The 13,940-nt window shown below is 72.9% G+C and carries 12 protein-coding genes; all 12 read right to left on the bottom strand.

Annotated features, from left to right (window positions below; translation table 11 throughout):
- Window positions 1-121: 121 nt before the first annotated feature.
- The 12 genes from tyrS to pheS are packed head-to-tail and all read right to left on the bottom strand — an operon-like array spanning window position 122 to window position 13,940.
- Window positions 122-1,390: a tyrosine--tRNA ligase gene (gene tyrS, locus AC0I8G_RS21895; RefSeq protein ID WP_471731815.1), complete on the bottom strand. Its 1,269-nt coding sequence runs from the start codon at window positions 1,388-1,390 to the stop codon at window positions 122-124.
- Window positions 1,391-1,404: 14 nt separating this feature from the next.
- On the bottom strand, window positions 1,405-2,052 hold the full coding sequence (locus AC0I8G_RS21890; RefSeq protein ID WP_471731814.1) for a DNA-3-methyladenine glycosylase: 648 nt from the start codon (window positions 2,050-2,052) through the stop codon (window positions 1,405-1,407).
- Window positions 2,037-3,479 (bottom strand): argininosuccinate lyase, encoded by a 1,443-nt coding sequence (argH, locus tag AC0I8G_RS21885; protein WP_471731813.1) that lies wholly within the window; start codon window positions 3,477-3,479, stop codon window positions 2,037-2,039. The genes AC0I8G_RS21890 and argH overlap by 16 nt, the downstream gene beginning before the upstream one ends.
- Window positions 3,479-4,033 (bottom strand): arginine repressor, encoded by a 555-nt coding sequence (locus AC0I8G_RS21880; RefSeq protein WP_471731812.1) that lies wholly within the window; start codon window positions 4,031-4,033, stop codon window positions 3,479-3,481. Before AC0I8G_RS21880 ends, argH begins: the two co-directional genes overlap by 1 nt.
- Window positions 4,030-4,950: an ornithine carbamoyltransferase gene (gene argF, locus AC0I8G_RS21875; protein ID WP_471731811.1), complete on the bottom strand. Its 921-nt coding sequence runs from the start codon at window positions 4,948-4,950 to the stop codon at window positions 4,030-4,032. Before argF ends, AC0I8G_RS21880 begins: the two co-directional genes overlap by 4 nt.
- On the bottom strand, window positions 4,947-6,197 hold the full coding sequence (locus tag AC0I8G_RS21870) for an acetylornithine transaminase (RefSeq protein WP_471731810.1): 1,251 nt from the start codon (window positions 6,195-6,197) through the stop codon (window positions 4,947-4,949). Before AC0I8G_RS21870 ends, argF begins: the two co-directional genes overlap by 4 nt.
- 17 nt (window positions 6,198-6,214) lie before the next feature.
- Window positions 6,215-7,126 (bottom strand): acetylglutamate kinase, encoded by a 912-nt coding sequence (gene argB / locus AC0I8G_RS21865; RefSeq protein ID WP_471731809.1) that lies wholly within the window; start codon window positions 7,124-7,126, stop codon window positions 6,215-6,217.
- A complete protein-coding gene (argJ, locus tag AC0I8G_RS21860; RefSeq protein ID WP_471731808.1) occupies window positions 7,123-8,289 on the bottom strand; it encodes a bifunctional glutamate N-acetyltransferase/amino-acid acetyltransferase ArgJ in 1,167 nt (388 codons plus the stop codon). The genes argB and argJ overlap by 4 nt, the downstream gene beginning before the upstream one ends.
- Window positions 8,286-9,344 carry an N-acetyl-gamma-glutamyl-phosphate reductase gene (gene argC / locus AC0I8G_RS21855; RefSeq protein WP_471731807.1) on the bottom strand — a complete coding sequence of 353 codons (1,059 nt, stop codon included), beginning with the start codon at window positions 9,342-9,344 and terminating at the stop codon, window positions 8,286-8,288. Before argC ends, argJ begins: the two co-directional genes overlap by 4 nt.
- 48 nt (window positions 9,345-9,392) lie before the next feature.
- The gene (locus AC0I8G_RS21850) at window positions 9,393-10,202 is read right to left on the bottom strand and encodes an SDR family NAD(P)-dependent oxidoreductase (protein ID WP_471731806.1); all 810 of its coding nucleotides are present in this window, start codon (window positions 10,200-10,202) and stop codon (window positions 9,393-9,395) included.
- On the bottom strand, window positions 10,195-12,768 hold the full coding sequence (gene pheT, locus AC0I8G_RS21845; protein WP_471731805.1) for a phenylalanine--tRNA ligase subunit beta: 2,574 nt from the start codon (window positions 12,766-12,768) through the stop codon (window positions 10,195-10,197). The genes AC0I8G_RS21850 and pheT overlap by 8 nt, the downstream gene beginning before the upstream one ends.
- A complete protein-coding gene (gene pheS, locus AC0I8G_RS21840; RefSeq protein ID WP_471731804.1) occupies window positions 12,768-13,940 on the bottom strand; it encodes a phenylalanine--tRNA ligase subunit alpha in 1,173 nt (390 codons plus the stop codon). Before pheS ends, pheT begins: the two co-directional genes overlap by 1 nt.

Genomic DNA, 13,940 nt, shown 5'->3' with positions numbered 1-13,940 from the left:
ACCAGACGCGGACCACCCAAGCTGCGAAGCTCCGGTTTTCCGCCCCGTCGGGGCGACATGAGGAACAGTACGCGGCTGCCGGGGCGAAGGGCAAATCCACGTCACCCCGACAGCCACTCACTTACTGCGGCAACGGAAGTGCCACCGCAGCGAGGGTCTTCTTCCCCCGCCGCAGCACCGCGTAGCGGCCGTGCAGGAGCTCCACGTCCGCAAGCGTCGCCTCGGGGTCGGTCAGCTTGGTGTTGTTCACGTAGGCGCCACCCTCCCCGATGGTGCGACGGGCACCCCCGAGGCTCGGAGCCAGGCCGGTGTCGGCGAAGAGCTGCGCCAGGCGCACGTCACGGTCGGCCGGCGTCGCTGTCGGCAGCTCCTCGAGGGCACCCCGCAGGATGCGCTCCTCGATCCCGTCGAGCTCGGAGCCGCCGAACAACGCGGCGGAAGCGTCCTCGACGGCGACGGCGGCCGCCTCACCGTGCACGAGCGCCGTGACCTCGTGGGCCAGGGCACGCTGCGCCGCCCGGGCCCGGGGGTTCTCGACGACCTGTCGACCCAGCTCCTCGATCTCCTCGCGGGAGCGGAAGCTGAACGCCTTCAGGTAGTCCACGACCTTGGCGTCCTCGGCGTTGAGCCAGAACTGGTAGAAGGCGTACGGCGACGTCAGGTCGGGGTCGAGCCAGACCGCGCCGGACTCCGTCTTGCCGAACTTCGTCCCGTCCGCCTTGGTGAGCAGCGGAGTCGCCAGGGCGTGCACCGTCTGCTGGTCCACCCGACGCACCAGCTCGCAGCCGGCGGTGATGTTGCCCCACTGGTCCGAACCACCGAGCTGCAGCGCGCAGCCGTGGCGACGGTGCAGCTGGAGGAAGTCGTTGCTCTGCAGCAGGACGTAGCTGAACTCGGTGAAGCTGATCCCCGTCGTCGCGAGCCGCTTGCTCACCGCCTCCCGGTCGAGCATGCGGTTGACGCTGAAGTGCTTCCCCACGTCGCGGAGGAACTCGATGGCCGACATGGGTCCGGTCCAGTCGAGGTTGTTCACCATCGTCGCGGCCGCGGGGCCGTCGAAGTCGAGGAAGGGCGCGATCTGGCCCTGGAGGCCCGTCACCCACCCGGCGACCACCGACGGGTCGTTCATCGTGCGCTCGGCCGAAGGACGCGGGTCCCCCACCAGACCGGTGGCCCCGCCCACCAGGATCAGCGGGTGGTGCCCCGCCTGCTGCAGACGCCTCGCCGTCAGCACCTGCACGAGGTGGCCGACGTGCAGGCTCGCCGCCGTCGGGTCGAAGCCCACGTAGTAGGTGAGCGGTCCCGTCCGCAGCGCTTCCTGCAGCGCGGCCTCGTCGGTGGACTGCGCCACCAGGCCCCGCCACTGCAGTTCGTCCCAGACGTCGCTCACGACTCGTCGGCTCCTCAGGTCCTGCGCCCCGACTTCCGGGGCCCGGGCGACCGTCGCCCGCCGACACGGTAGTCGGAGACGGTGCGGTCGTTCGAGAGAGAAACGCGCCAGGGGGTCGGGGCCCCCGCACCGGCCACCCCGACGCGGGGTCCCCACACGACGTCGGCGTCGTCGACCGCAGCGCCGCGGAGGACCTCCAGCTCCCCCGCACCGCAGACGTCGAGGCCGTTCTGGGCGCGGTCCACACCGAGCGCCTGGGTGAGCCGGGCCGGTCCGCGGGCCAGGTCGACGTCGCGCTTGGCGCTCACCCGGCGCGAGCGGGCCAGCTCCAGACCCGCTACGACCTCGCCGCCCCGCAGCAGCACCGCGGACGCCGTGCCCTCCCCCGCGCAGACCAGGTTCATGCACCAGTGCATGCCGTAGGAGAAGTAGACGTAGGCGTGCCCGGGCGGCCCGAACATGACCTCCGTGCGGGGGGTGCGACCGCGGAAGGCGTGCGATCCGGGGTCGGACTCCCCCGCGTAGGCCTCGACCTCCGACAACCGGACACCGACGACGCCGGCGGGCGTCGAATGGCGCACGACGCAGCCCAGCAGGTCGCGCGCGACCTCGGTGACGGCACGGTCGTAGAACTCCCGCGGGAGCCTCAGGGACGCGCCCACGCCAGGTGTCCCGCGAGTGCGTCCTGCGCGGCCTCGAGCTGCTCCGCGACGCGGATCGGCGCCGTGCCACCGATCCCGTCCCGGGAGGACAAGGACCCCTCCGTCGAGAGGACGTCCTTGACCTCGGGGGTCAGGTGGGCGGAGATCGCCGCGAGGTCCTCCACCGAGAGGTCCCAGAGCTCGACGCTGCGACCGAGTTCCGCGGACAGCTCCTCGCAGCGGCGCACGCACGCCCCCGAGATCTGGTGCGCGTCGCGGAAGGGCACCCCCTGGCGGACCAGCCACTCGGCGATGTCCGTCGCGAGCGCGAATCCCTGCGGCGCCAGCGACGCCATCCGCTCGGTGTGGAAGTGCAGGGTGGCGATCATCCCGGCGACGGCGGGCAGCAGGACCTCGAGGGTGTCGACCGCGTCGAAGACGGGTTCCTTGTCCTCCTGCAGGTCCCGGTTGTAGGCCAGCGGCAGCCCCTTGAGGGTTGCCATCAGACCCGTCAGGTCACCGATGAGCCGCCCCGCCTTGCCGCGGGCGAGCTCGGCGACGTCGGGGTTCTTCTTCTGCGGCATGATGCTCGACCCCGTCGACCACGCGTCGTCGAGGGTGACGAAGGAGAACTCCTTGGTCGCCCACGCGATGACCTCCTCGGAGATCCGCGAGAGGTCCACGCCGATCATGGCGGCGACGAAGGCGAACTCGGCCGCGACGTCGCGCGAGGCGGTGCCGTCGATGGAGTTCTCCACGCTGCGGGTGAAGCCGAGCTCTCGGGCCACGGCCACCGGGTCCAGCCCGAGGGAGGAACCCGCGAGGGCGCCGGAACCGTAGGGCGAGACCGCGGCGCGGGCGTCCCAGTCGCGCAAGCGCTCGACGTCGCGCAACAACGGCCACGCGTGGGCCATGAGGTGGTGCCCCAGCAGGACCGGCTGCGCGTGCTGCAGGTGCGTGCGACCCGGCATCGCGGCCCCCGGGTGCGCCGCGGCCTGGGTGAGCAACGCCTCGACCACGTCGAGCACCAGACCCGCGATGAGCTTCGCGTGGTCGCGCAGGAACATGCGCAGCAACGTGGCGATCTGGTCGTTGCGGGACCGTCCCGCACGCAGTCGGCCACCGACGTCGCCACCGACCCGTTCCACGAGGGCGCGTTCCAGGGCGGAGTGCACGTCCTCGTCCTCCTCGGCGGGGACGAACGCGCCGGAGACGACGTCGGCCTCCAACGCGTCGAGCCCCGCGAGCAACGCCGTGAGGACGTCGTCGTCGAGGAGGCCTGCCGTGTGCAGGACGCGGGCGTGGGCCCGCGACCCCGCGAGGTCGTAGCGGGCCAGGCGGAAGTCGAAGTGGGTGGACTTCGACAGCGCCGCCATCGCCGCGGCGGGACCGCTGGCGAAGCGAGCGCCCCACAGACCCTTCTCGCCCTGCTGGTTCTCGTCCGACATCACACGTCCACTTCGCTCTCGGGGTCTTCGGGGGTGGAACTGTCCCGGCGGGCCAGCGCCAGGAAGCGGGCGGCGACGGCGTCGCCCCCGAGCGGGTCACGGGAGATGACCAGCACCGTGTCGTCCCCGGCGATCGTGCCCAGCACGGTCGGCATCACCGAGTGGTCGATCGCACTCGCCAGGAACTGCGCGGCCCCCGGCGGGGTCCGTAGGACGACGAGGTTCGCGGAGGCCTCCGCGCTCACCAGGAGTTCCTCGCACCAGCGGGCGAGCCGGGCGTCCAGGACCTCCTGGCCGATGCCGCTGCGGGGGGTCCGGTCACCGCCCTCGGCGGGCAGGGCGTAGACGAGTCCGCGGTCACCGTCGCGCACCTTGACCGCACCGAGTTCGACGAGGTCGCGGGACAGGGTGGCCTGGGTGACGGCCACCCCCTCCTCGGCGAGGTGGGTCGCCAGCTCGGTCTGGGAGCGCACGGGCAGCCGACCGAGCAGGGAGGCGATCCGGTCGTGCCGAAAGGCCTTCGTCCCCGCGCCGGCGCCGGTGGGAGAGGTCATCGGGAGTTCGCGAGCAGCCAGACGAGCAGTGCCTTCTGGGCGTGGAGGCGGTTCTCGGCCTCGTCCCAGACGACCGACTGCGGACCGTCGATGACCGCGGCGTCGATCTCCTTCCCGCGGTAGGCGGGCAGGCAGTGCAGCACGATCGCGTCGTCCTGCGCCCCGCTCAGCAGGTCCGAGGTCAGGGAGAAGGGCCGGAACCGTTCGAACTCCTGCCCCTCCTGACCCATCGAGATCCAGGTGTCGGTGGCGACGACGTCGGCGGCGGCGACGGCCTCCTCGGCCGAGGTCGTCACGGTGACGGAGCCGCCCGTGGTCGCGGCGACGGCCTGGGCCCGGGCGATGATCTCGGGGTTCGGCAGGTCCGAGCCGGGCGTACCGATCCGGACGTGCATCCCGGCGGTGGCCCCACCCAGGGCGTAGGAGTGAGCCATGTTGTTGGCCCCGTCCCCCACGTAGGCCAGGGTCAGCCCCGCGAGGGCGCCCTTGTGCTCGATCACCGTTTGTAGGTCGGCCAGGATCTGGCAGGGGTGGTAGTCGTCGGTGAGGGAGTTCACGACCGGTACCCCGGAGTGCGCGGCCATCTCCTCGAGGTCCGCCTGCGAGAACGTCCGCCACACGATCGCGGCGACCTGGCGTTCCAGGACCCTGGCCGTGTCCGCGACCGGTTCACCGCGACCGAGCTGCGACCCCGCGGCGTCGACGACGAGCGGGACGCCGCCGAGGTCGGCGACGCCGACGCTGAAGGAGACGCGCGTCCGGGTCGAGGGCTTGTCGAAGAGCAACGCGACGGTCTGCGGGCCCGCGAGGGGCTTCTCCGCGAACCGGTCGGCCTTCAGCCGGGCGGCGAGGGCCAGGACCTCGGCCTGTTCGGCGGGACTGAGGTCGTCGTCGGCGAGGAAGTGCCGCACGCTCACGAGGAGGCTCCGTTCTGGACTGCGGTGTCGAGGATCTCGGGCAGGGCGGCCACGAACGTGTCGGCCTGCGCCGTGGTGAGGACGAGCGGGGGTGCGAGGCGGATCGTGTCCGGTCGGGCGGAGTTCACGATGAACCCGCGGGCCAGCGCGGCCTCCACGACGTGGGCACCGAGGGGTTGCGTCAGGGCGATGCCCAGCAGCAGGCCCTCACCGCGCACTCCCTCGACCAGGGGATGACCGAGGGCGGTGACGGCCTCCCGCAGGTGGCGACCGACGGCGTCGGCGTTCTCGAGCAGCCCGTCGCGTTCGACGGCGTGCAGGACGGCGAGACCGGCGGCCGAGGCGACCGGGTTCCCGCCGAACGTCGAACCGTGCTGGCCGGCGCCGAGGAGTGCGGCGTTCGCCGGGCCGAACGCGACGACGGCCCCGATCGGGATCCCACCGCCGAGTCCCTTGGCCAGCGTCATGACGTCGGGGACGACGCCCTCGTGGCGGGGGTTCTGGTGCGCGAACCAGCGACCGGTGCGGGCGATGCCCGTCTGCACCTCGTCGAGGACGAGGAGGGCCCCGTGCTCGGCGGTGATGCGCCGCGCAGCCGCCAGGTACCCGTCCGGCGCGGGGACGACACCGTTCTCGCCTTGCAGGGGTTCGAGGAACACCGCGGCCGTGGCGCCGTCGACGGCGCGACCGAGCGCGCCGACGTCGCCGTAGGGGACGAACTCGACGCCGCCGGGCAGCGGTTCGAAGGGCGCCCGGTAGGACTCCTTGGCGGTGAGGGCCAACGCGCCCATGGTGCGGCCGTGGAACGCACCCAGGGTCGAGACGATCTTCGTGCGGCCGGTGCGGCGGGCCATCTTGAAGGCGGCCTCGTTGGCCTCGGTCCCCGAGTTCGCGAAGAACACCGCGGAACCCTGCGGGGCCCGTGAGACCTCCAGGAGGCGTTCGGCCAGGACCACCTGCGGTGCGCTGGCGAAGAAGTTCGAGACGTGCCCCAGCGTGGTCAGCTGCGCCGTGACCGCCGCGACCAGCAGCGGGTGCGCGTGTCCGAGGACGTTCGTCGCGATGCCCCCGAGGAGGTCGAGGTACTTGTTCCCGTCGGCGTCCCAGACGTGGCAGCCCTCGCCGCGGACGAGGACGCGCTGCGGGGTGCCGAACGTCTGCATGACCGACGTCGAGTAGCGCTGCAGCCACGCGTCGCCGGTGCCTTCGGTGACCGGCAGGGCTTCCGCCGCCGTCGCGAGATCCACGTCAACTCCCTGGGGGTTCACGGCACGACCATCGTGCCGTTGCCGGAGGTCGTGAAGACCTCCAGCAGGACCGAGTGCGCCGTCCGGCCGTCGATGACCGTGGCGCGGGGGACCCCGCCGCGCACCGCGCGCAGACAGGCCTCCATCTTGGGGACCATCCCCGACTCCAGGGACGGCAGCAGTTCTGCGAGTTCCGCCGCCGCGATCTCGCGGACGAGCGAGTTCCGGTCGGGCCAGTCCCGGTACAGCCCGGCCACGTCGGTCATGACGACGAACTTCTGCGCGCCCAGCGCGACGGCGATGGCGGAGGCGGCGGTGTCGGCGTTCACGTTGAGGACCTGTCCGTGCAGCAGGTTCCCCTCGTCGTCGACCTCGGGGGCGATCGTCGAGATGACCGGGATGCGACCGGCGTCGAGCAGGTCGACGACCGCGCGCGGGTCGACCCCGACGACGTCGCCGACGAGGCCGACGTCGACGGGTTCACCGTCGACGATCGCGTGCCGCCGCTTCGCGCGCAGCAGCCCCGCGTCCTCCCCGGACAACCCGACGGCCAGCGGACCGTGGGAGTTCAGCAGACCGACGAGTTCCCGCCCGACCTGACCCGTGAGGACCATCCGGACGACGTCCATCGCCTCGGGCGTGGTGACCCGCAGGCCGCCGCGGAACTCGCTGTGGATCTGCAACCGGTCGAGCATGGTCGAGATCTGCGGGCCACCGCCGTGCACGACGACGGGACGCAAGCCGGCCGTGCGCAGGAACACCACGTCCTCGGCGAAGGCGCGTTTGAGGTCGTCGTCCACCATGGCGTTGCCGCCGTACTTCAGGACGACGAGGGCGCCGTGCCACTTCTGCAGCCACGGCAGGGCTTCGACGAGGACGCTCGCCTTGTCGGAGGCGGTGAGGTCGTCGAGGTCGACGGGCTCGCTCACGAGCTGTACGCGCTGTTCTCGTGGACGTAGGCGTAGGTGAGGTCGTTCGTCCACACCGTCGCCGTCTCGGAACCCGCGTGCAGGTCGATGACGACCCGGACCTCGCGGGGTTCGAGGTCGACCGTCGCCGGGTCGGCGTGCGGGGTCCCCCCGACGCAGACCGCGACCCCGTTGAGGCTCACGTCCAGGGCCTGGGGGTCGAACTGCGCCGACGTCGTCCCGACGGCCGCCATGACGCGGCCCCAGTTCGGGTCCTTGCCGAACACCGCGGCCTTGAACAGGTTGTTCCGGGCGACGGAACGGGCGACCTCGACGGCCTCGGCCTCGGTGGCCGCGCCGACGACCTCGATGGCGATGTCGTGGTCGGCGCCCTCGGCGTCGCCGACGAGCATGCGGGCCAGGTCCGCGCAGACCCGGCGGACGACCTCGTCGAACTCCGCGGGTTCGGGGGTGACGCCGCCGGCGCCGCTGGCGAGCAGCACGACGGTGTCGTTGGTGGACATGCACCCGTCGGAGTCGACGCGGTCGAACGTCGTGCGGGTCGCCGCCCGCAGCGCCCGGTCCAGGTCGGCGGGTTCCACGGCGGCGTCGGTGGTCAGGACCACGAGCATGGTCGCCAACCCGGGGGCGAGCATGCCCGCCCCCTTGGCCATGCCGCCGACGACGAAGGAGCCGCCCTGCGGTCCGACGCCGGTCTCGATGGCCTGCTTGGACACCGTGTCCGTCGTCATGATGGCCGTCGCGGCCGCCGTCCCGCCCTCGGTGGAGAGGTCCGCGAACGCGGTGCGGACACCGTCGAGGACCTTCTCCCGCGGCAGTGCCACGCCGATCAGACCGGTCGAGCAGACGACGACGTCGCCGGCGCCGGACCCGACGAGTTCACCCACGAGTTCCGCGGTGGCGTGCGTGGTCTGGAAACCGTCCGGGCCGGTGAAGCAGTTCGCACCGCCGGAGTTGAGGACCACCGCCTTGAGGTGGCCGTCGGCGCTGGCGCGTTCGCTCCAGAGCACCGGGTGAGCCTTGCACCGGTTGGAGGTGTAGACGGCGGCACCCGCGTCGAGCGGGCCGTCGTTGACGACGAGGGCGAGGTCGGGACGGCCCGAGGTCTTCAAACCGGCGGTGACCCCGGCCGCCCGGAAACCTGCTGCGGCGGTGACGCTCACGGGGCGACTCCCACGGTGGTGAGCCCGGCGTGCTCGGGCAGGCCCAGGGCGATGTTCACCGATTGCACGGCTCCTCCGGCGGTTCCCTTGACGAGGTTGTCGATGGCCGCGACGACGAGCACACGACCCGCGTGCTCGTCGACGGCGAGTTGCAGGGCGCACGCGTTGCCCCCCAGGACCATGGCCGTGGACGGCCACCGCCCCTCGGGGAGCAGGTGCACGAAGAATTCTGCGGCGTAGGCCGCCTCCCACGCGGCACGGACGTCGGCCGCGGCGACGCCGGGGGCCAGGCGTGCGGTGCAGGTGGCCAGGATGCCCCGCGACATCGGCGCCAGCGTCGGGGTGAAGGAGACCTGCACCGCGCCACCGCCGGCGAGGCCGAGGTTCTGCTCGATCTCGGGGGTGTGGCGGTGACCGCCGCCGACGCCGTAGGGACTCATGGACCCCATGACCTCGGAGCCGAGCAGGTGGGGTTTGAGGCTCTTGCCCGCCCCCGAGGTCCCCGACGCCGCGACGACGACGACGTCGGCGGGGTCGAGCAGACCGGCGGCGAAACCCGGGGCGAGGGCCAGGGTGACCGCGGTCGGGTAGCAACCGGGCACCGCGATGCGCGTGACCCCGACCAGGTTCTCCCGCTGCCGACCACCGCCCGCGAGGGGGAGCTCCGGGAGGCCGTAGGGCCAGCTGCCGGCGTGGGTCCCACCGTAGAAGCGCTCCCACTGCGTGGCGTCGAGGAGGCGGTGGTCGGCCCCCAGGTCCACCACGACCACGTCGTCACCGAGGTCGGCGGCGACGGCGGCGGAGGTGCCGTGGGGCAGGCCGAGGAAGACGACGTCGTGGCCGGCGAGGACCTCGGGGGTCGTCGGCTGCAGGACGCGGTCGGCGAGGGGCAGCAGGTGCGGCTGCAGCTCCCCCAGTCGCGTCCCGGCGTTCGAGGCGCCGGTGAGCGCGCCGATCTCGACGTTCGGGTGGTTCAGCAGCACGCGCAGGACCTCGCCACCGGCGTAGCCGCTGGCCCCTGCGACGGCGACCGACAGTCGTTTCCCCGGTTCCATGTGCATGACCATACACCGCCTCGGGTAGGCATGCATTGCCGGACAGGCTCAGGCGAGGGGATCGTCCGGGCCGTAGGGCGCGACGGTCAGCCGACGTGCGTTCGGGGTCCGGGTCGCCTGGGCCGCCAACAACGACCCCGGGGTGTCGACACCGACGCGGAGGAAGCGTCCTGTCCACGCGTCGAGCTCGCCCCGGGCGATCGCCAGGACCATGGCGACGACGTCGGCGGGGTCGGTCCACTCCGTCCGTTCGGCGTGCTGGGCCATGCCCGTTGACATCGCGGTGCGCACCACCCCGGGCGAGAGCTCGAACGCCCGCAGCCCGTGCACCGCACCCGCCGCGGCGAGCGCTCCGCCGAGCCGGAACAGGGCGGCCTTGCTGGCCCCGTAGGCGGCGTGGGTCCCGCCGTCCTTGGAGGCCGAGCCCGAGTTCAGGTCCACGACGCGACCGCTGCGCCGCGCGACCATCCCCGGGACGACGGCCCGCACGACGTGGAAGGCGCCGAGGACGTTGGTCTCCAGGACCGCGCGGACCTGGGCGAGGTCGGCCTCCCAGGGCGGGACCTCGTCCTGCTCGATGCGGCCGTGGGACTGCACGAGCAGGTCGAACCCGCCGAGTTCGTGCTCGAGGGCGCGGACGCCGTGCGCGACCGCCGCGGCATCGCTCACGTCGAAGGCCGTCGCGACGGCCCAGCCCCCGGCCGCGGTGATCTCCTCGACCAGTTCGTCGAGCAACCGGGCGGTGCGCCCGGTCACCCCCACGACGAACCCGGCCCCGGCCAAGCCCAGGGCGATCTCGCGGCCGATGCCCTGGGTGGCACCGGTCACGAGGGCCCGGACGGGCTGGACGTCAGACACGCTGCGTCGCCCCCGTGCGGGCGGCGGCCTCCGCGACGGCGGTGTCCCGCGCGGCGCTGGCCTCCTCGGCGGTCAGCGTCCGGTCCGGGGCGCGGAACCGCAGGGCGAAGGCGAGGGACTTGCGACCCTCACCGACCTGGGCACCCGTGTAGACGTCGAAGAGGTGGACGTCCTCGAGCAGCGGACCCGCACCGGCGCGCAACGCCGCCTGCACGGCCCCGGCGGGTACCGCGGAGTCCACGACGAGGGCGACGTCCTGCGTGGCGGCCGGGTAGCCGGACAGGGACTCGACCTGCAGGCTCGCGCCGACCTGGTCGAGCAGCACGTCGAGGTCCAGTTCGAACGCGGCCACCCGGGCCGGCAGTTCCAGCGCGGCGACGACCTTCGGGTGCAACTCCCCCGCGTGGCCGACGGTGTGACCCTGCGCCGTGACGATCCGCGCGCAACGACCCGGGTGCCAGGGGGCGTGCTCGGCCGCCTCGACGCTCACGACGACCCCGATGGAGGCCGCGACGGTGCGTGCCGCGTCGACCGCGTCGGCCCACCCGGCCGGTTCCGCGGTGCGGGCGAAGCCGTCGCCCACCGCGCCGGGCCGACGACGCGACCCGGTGAGGATCCCGGCCACGTGGAGCGGTTGCGGCGGGACGGCCCGCTGGACGCGGGCCAGTTCCTCGTCGGTGGGACGTCGCTCGACCCCGAGGACCTCGGCCCGACCGGCGCCGGGTAGCGGGTGGGTGACCGAGCCGACCTCGAACAGCGCCAGGTCGCGCAGCCCACGGGACACGTTGCGGCGCACGGTCTCCGGCAGCGAGTCGAGGAGGCTCGTCCGCATCAGCGGCTGCTGCTCGGAGAGCGGGTTCGCCAGCCGGAGCGCGAGGCGGCGCGGGTCGTCGGCCGGGAGGTGCTGGGCGTCGTGGACGCCCGCCGCGACGAACGGGTACGTCAGCACCTCGACGAAGCCGTCGTCCGCGAGCGCCCGGGCCAGGGACCGCCGGGCCCGTTGGGTCGACGTCAGCCCCGTTCCGGCGGGAGCCGCGGGCAGGACGGAGGGGATGGCGTCGTAGCCGCCGAGGCGGGCGACCTCCTCGACGAGGTGGACCCGGCCGACGAGGTCGGGACGCCACGGCGGCGGCAGCACCGTCAGCGTGGAGCCGTCGACGGTGACGTCGCAGCCGATCTCGGTGAGGTGACCCACGACCTCGTCGGGGGTGTAGTGGACCCCGACGATGCGCTCGGGGAAGCCGGCGTCCATCGTGATCGGTCGCGGCGCAGCGGGTGCGCCGACGTCGGTGACGGCGACGTCCGCCGTGCCGCCGCCGTGCTCGACGAGGAGGCGGACGGCGAGCTCGGCGGCCCGGGCGCAGATCGTCGGGTCGGTCCCCCGCTCGTTGCGCTTGGCGGCCTCGGAGGGCACCCGGTGGCGGCGGGCGCTGCGCGCGATGCTGACCGCCGCGAAGTGGGCCGCCTCGAGGAGCACGTTCACGGTCTTGCCGGAGACCTCGGTGGAGGCTCCGCCCATGACGCCGGCGATGCTCAGCACGCGTGACGTCGAGGGGTCCCCGACCACCTCGTCGGTGATGAGCAGGTCCTCGGGGTCGAGGGTGCGCTCGACGTCGTCGAGGGTGGTGAGCTTCTCGCCCGCGCGGGCCCGGCGGACGACGATCTGACCCTGCAGGGCGTCGAGGTCGTAGGCGTGCAGGGGCTGACCGGTCGCGAGCATCACGTAGTTCGTGACGTCGACGGCCAGGGAGATGGGGCGCATCCCGGCCTGGCGCAGCCGGTCGCTCACGAACCGCGGTGACGGGGCGCTCGGATCGACCCCCCGGACGGTGCGGGCCACGAACCGGTCGCAGCCCTGCGCACCCCGCAGCGGGGCGTCGTCGGCCAGGCGGACGGGGTACCCGTCGGCGGTGGGGGCCGGGACCGCCACGACATCGGGGTCGACGGGGTCGCGCAGGACCTTCCCGACCGGTCGGCGGGTGCCGTGGGCGTACTCCCGGGCGATGCCGCGGATGCTGAAGCAGTACCCGCGGTCGGGCGTGACGTTGACCTCGACGGTCTCCTCGCCGAGGCCGAGCAGGGCGAGGGCGTCCTGACCGGGCGTCATCTCGACCCCGGGCAGGAGGTCCGTGAGCACGATGATGCCGTCGTGGTCGGTCCCGAGGCCGAGTTCCTTCGAGGAGCAGATCATCCCGTCGGAGACGTGGCCGTAGGTCTTGCGCGCAGCGATGGCGAAGTCGCCGGGCAGGACGGCCCCCGGCAGCGCGGCGACCACGAGGTCACCCTCGACGAAGTTGTGCGCACCGCAGACGATCCCGCGGTTGCCCTCGGGCCCGTTGTGCTCCGGGCCCACGTCGAGGTGGCACCAGTTGATCGTCTTGCCGTTCTTCTGCGGCTCCCCGACGAGGTCCAGGACGCGGCCGACGACGAGGGGACCGGTGATGCCGGCGGTGTGCAGCCCCTCCTCCTCCAACCCGACCCTGACCAGGGAGGCGGCGACGTCGACGCCCCGTGCCCCGGGTTCGAGGTCCACGTGCTCGGCGAGCCAGCTCAGCGGGATCCGCATCAGAGGTTCTCCTCCCCCGTCGCGGTGCCCGGGTCGGTGCCCCCGCCGAGGACGGAGGCCACCCCCGAGACGGACAGGTCCTCCACACCGAACGCCCGGCTGAACCGCACGTCACCCTCCACCATGTCGCGCATGTCCGTCGCTCCGCTGCGGAACATCAACGTCCTTTCGATGCCCATCCCGAAGGCGAAACCCTGGTAGCGGTCGGGGTCGATCCCCGCGGCCCGCAGCACGTTCGGGTTGACCATGCCGCAGCCGCCCCACTCGATCCAGCCCCGTTCGGCGTCGCGGCCGAGGGAGAAGCGCAGGTCCAGTTCGGCGCTGGGTTCGGTGAACGGGAAGAACGCCGGCCGCCAGCGGGTCTCCACGGCGTCACCGAACATCGCGCGGGCGAAGGTGTCGAGGGTGCCCTTGAGGTTGGCCATGGTCAGGCCCTCGTCGATGGCGATGCCCTCGAGCTGGTGGAACACCGGGGTGTGGGTCGCGTCGAGCTCGTCGGTGCGGAACACCTTGCCCGGGCAGACGACGTAGAGCGGGACACCGCGGGTCAGCAGCGAGCGCGCCTGCACCGGTGAGGTGTGGGTGCGCAGGACGAGTCCCGACTCGGCGCCCCCCTGCTCGTCGGCGACGAAGAAGGTGTCCTGCATCTGGCGGGCGGGGTGGTCGGAGTCGAAGTTCAGGGCGTCGAAGTTGAACCACTCCGCCTCGATCTCGGGGCCTTCGGCGACCTCCCAGCCCATGGCCGTGAAGACGTCGGCGACGCGGTCCATCAGCAGGGGCAGCGGGTGACGGGCCCCACCGTCGGGACGCGGCGAGGGCAGCGTGACGTCGACGACCTCCTCGCGCAGGACGCGTTCGGTGTGCTCGGCCTCGAGCACCTCCGCCCGCGCCGCGAGGGCCTTGTTCAGCTGCCCGCGCGCCTGACCGACGCGCTTGCCGGCCGCGGCCTTCTCGGGGCCGGGCAGGACACCGATCTCGCGGTTGGCCAGGGCCAGCGGACTGCGGTCGCCCGCGTGGGCGAGCCTCGCGGCCTTCAGCTCGTCGAGGTCGGCGGCCGCGGCCACGGCGGCCAGGGCGGCGTGGAGCGCGGTCTGCACCGCCGCCTCGGACACCGGCGACGGCTCGCCGGGCTGGGAGTCGGGGTGCTGGTCGGGCGACTCGTGCTGCGCCAT

Source organism: Kineococcus sp. AC630, from assembly GCF_979255925.1.
The sequence above is the reverse complement of the archived record's forward strand: the minus strand, read 5'-3'. Positions and strand labels throughout refer to the sequence as shown.

Bases quoted from the DNA above. Each gene is read 5' to 3' on its own strand.
- pheT (WP_471731805.1), bottom strand. From the start codon at position 12,768: ATGCGGATCCCGCTGAGCTGGCTCGCCGAGCACGTGGACCTCGAACCC.
- pheS (WP_471731804.1), bottom strand. From the start codon at position 13,940: ATGGCGCAGCACGAGTCGCCCGACCAGCACCCCGACTCCCAGCCCGGC.
- argH (WP_471731813.1), bottom strand. From the start codon at position 3,479: ATGTCGGACGAGAACCAGCAGGGCGAGAAGGGTCTGTGGGGCGCTCGC.
- argC (WP_471731807.1), bottom strand. From the start codon at position 9,344: ATGGAACCGGGGAAACGACTGTCGGTCGCCGTCGCAGGGGCCAGCGGC.
- AC0I8G_RS21880 (WP_471731812.1), bottom strand. From the start codon at position 4,033: ATGACCTCTCCCACCGGCGCCGGCGCGGGGACGAAGGCCTTTCGGCAC.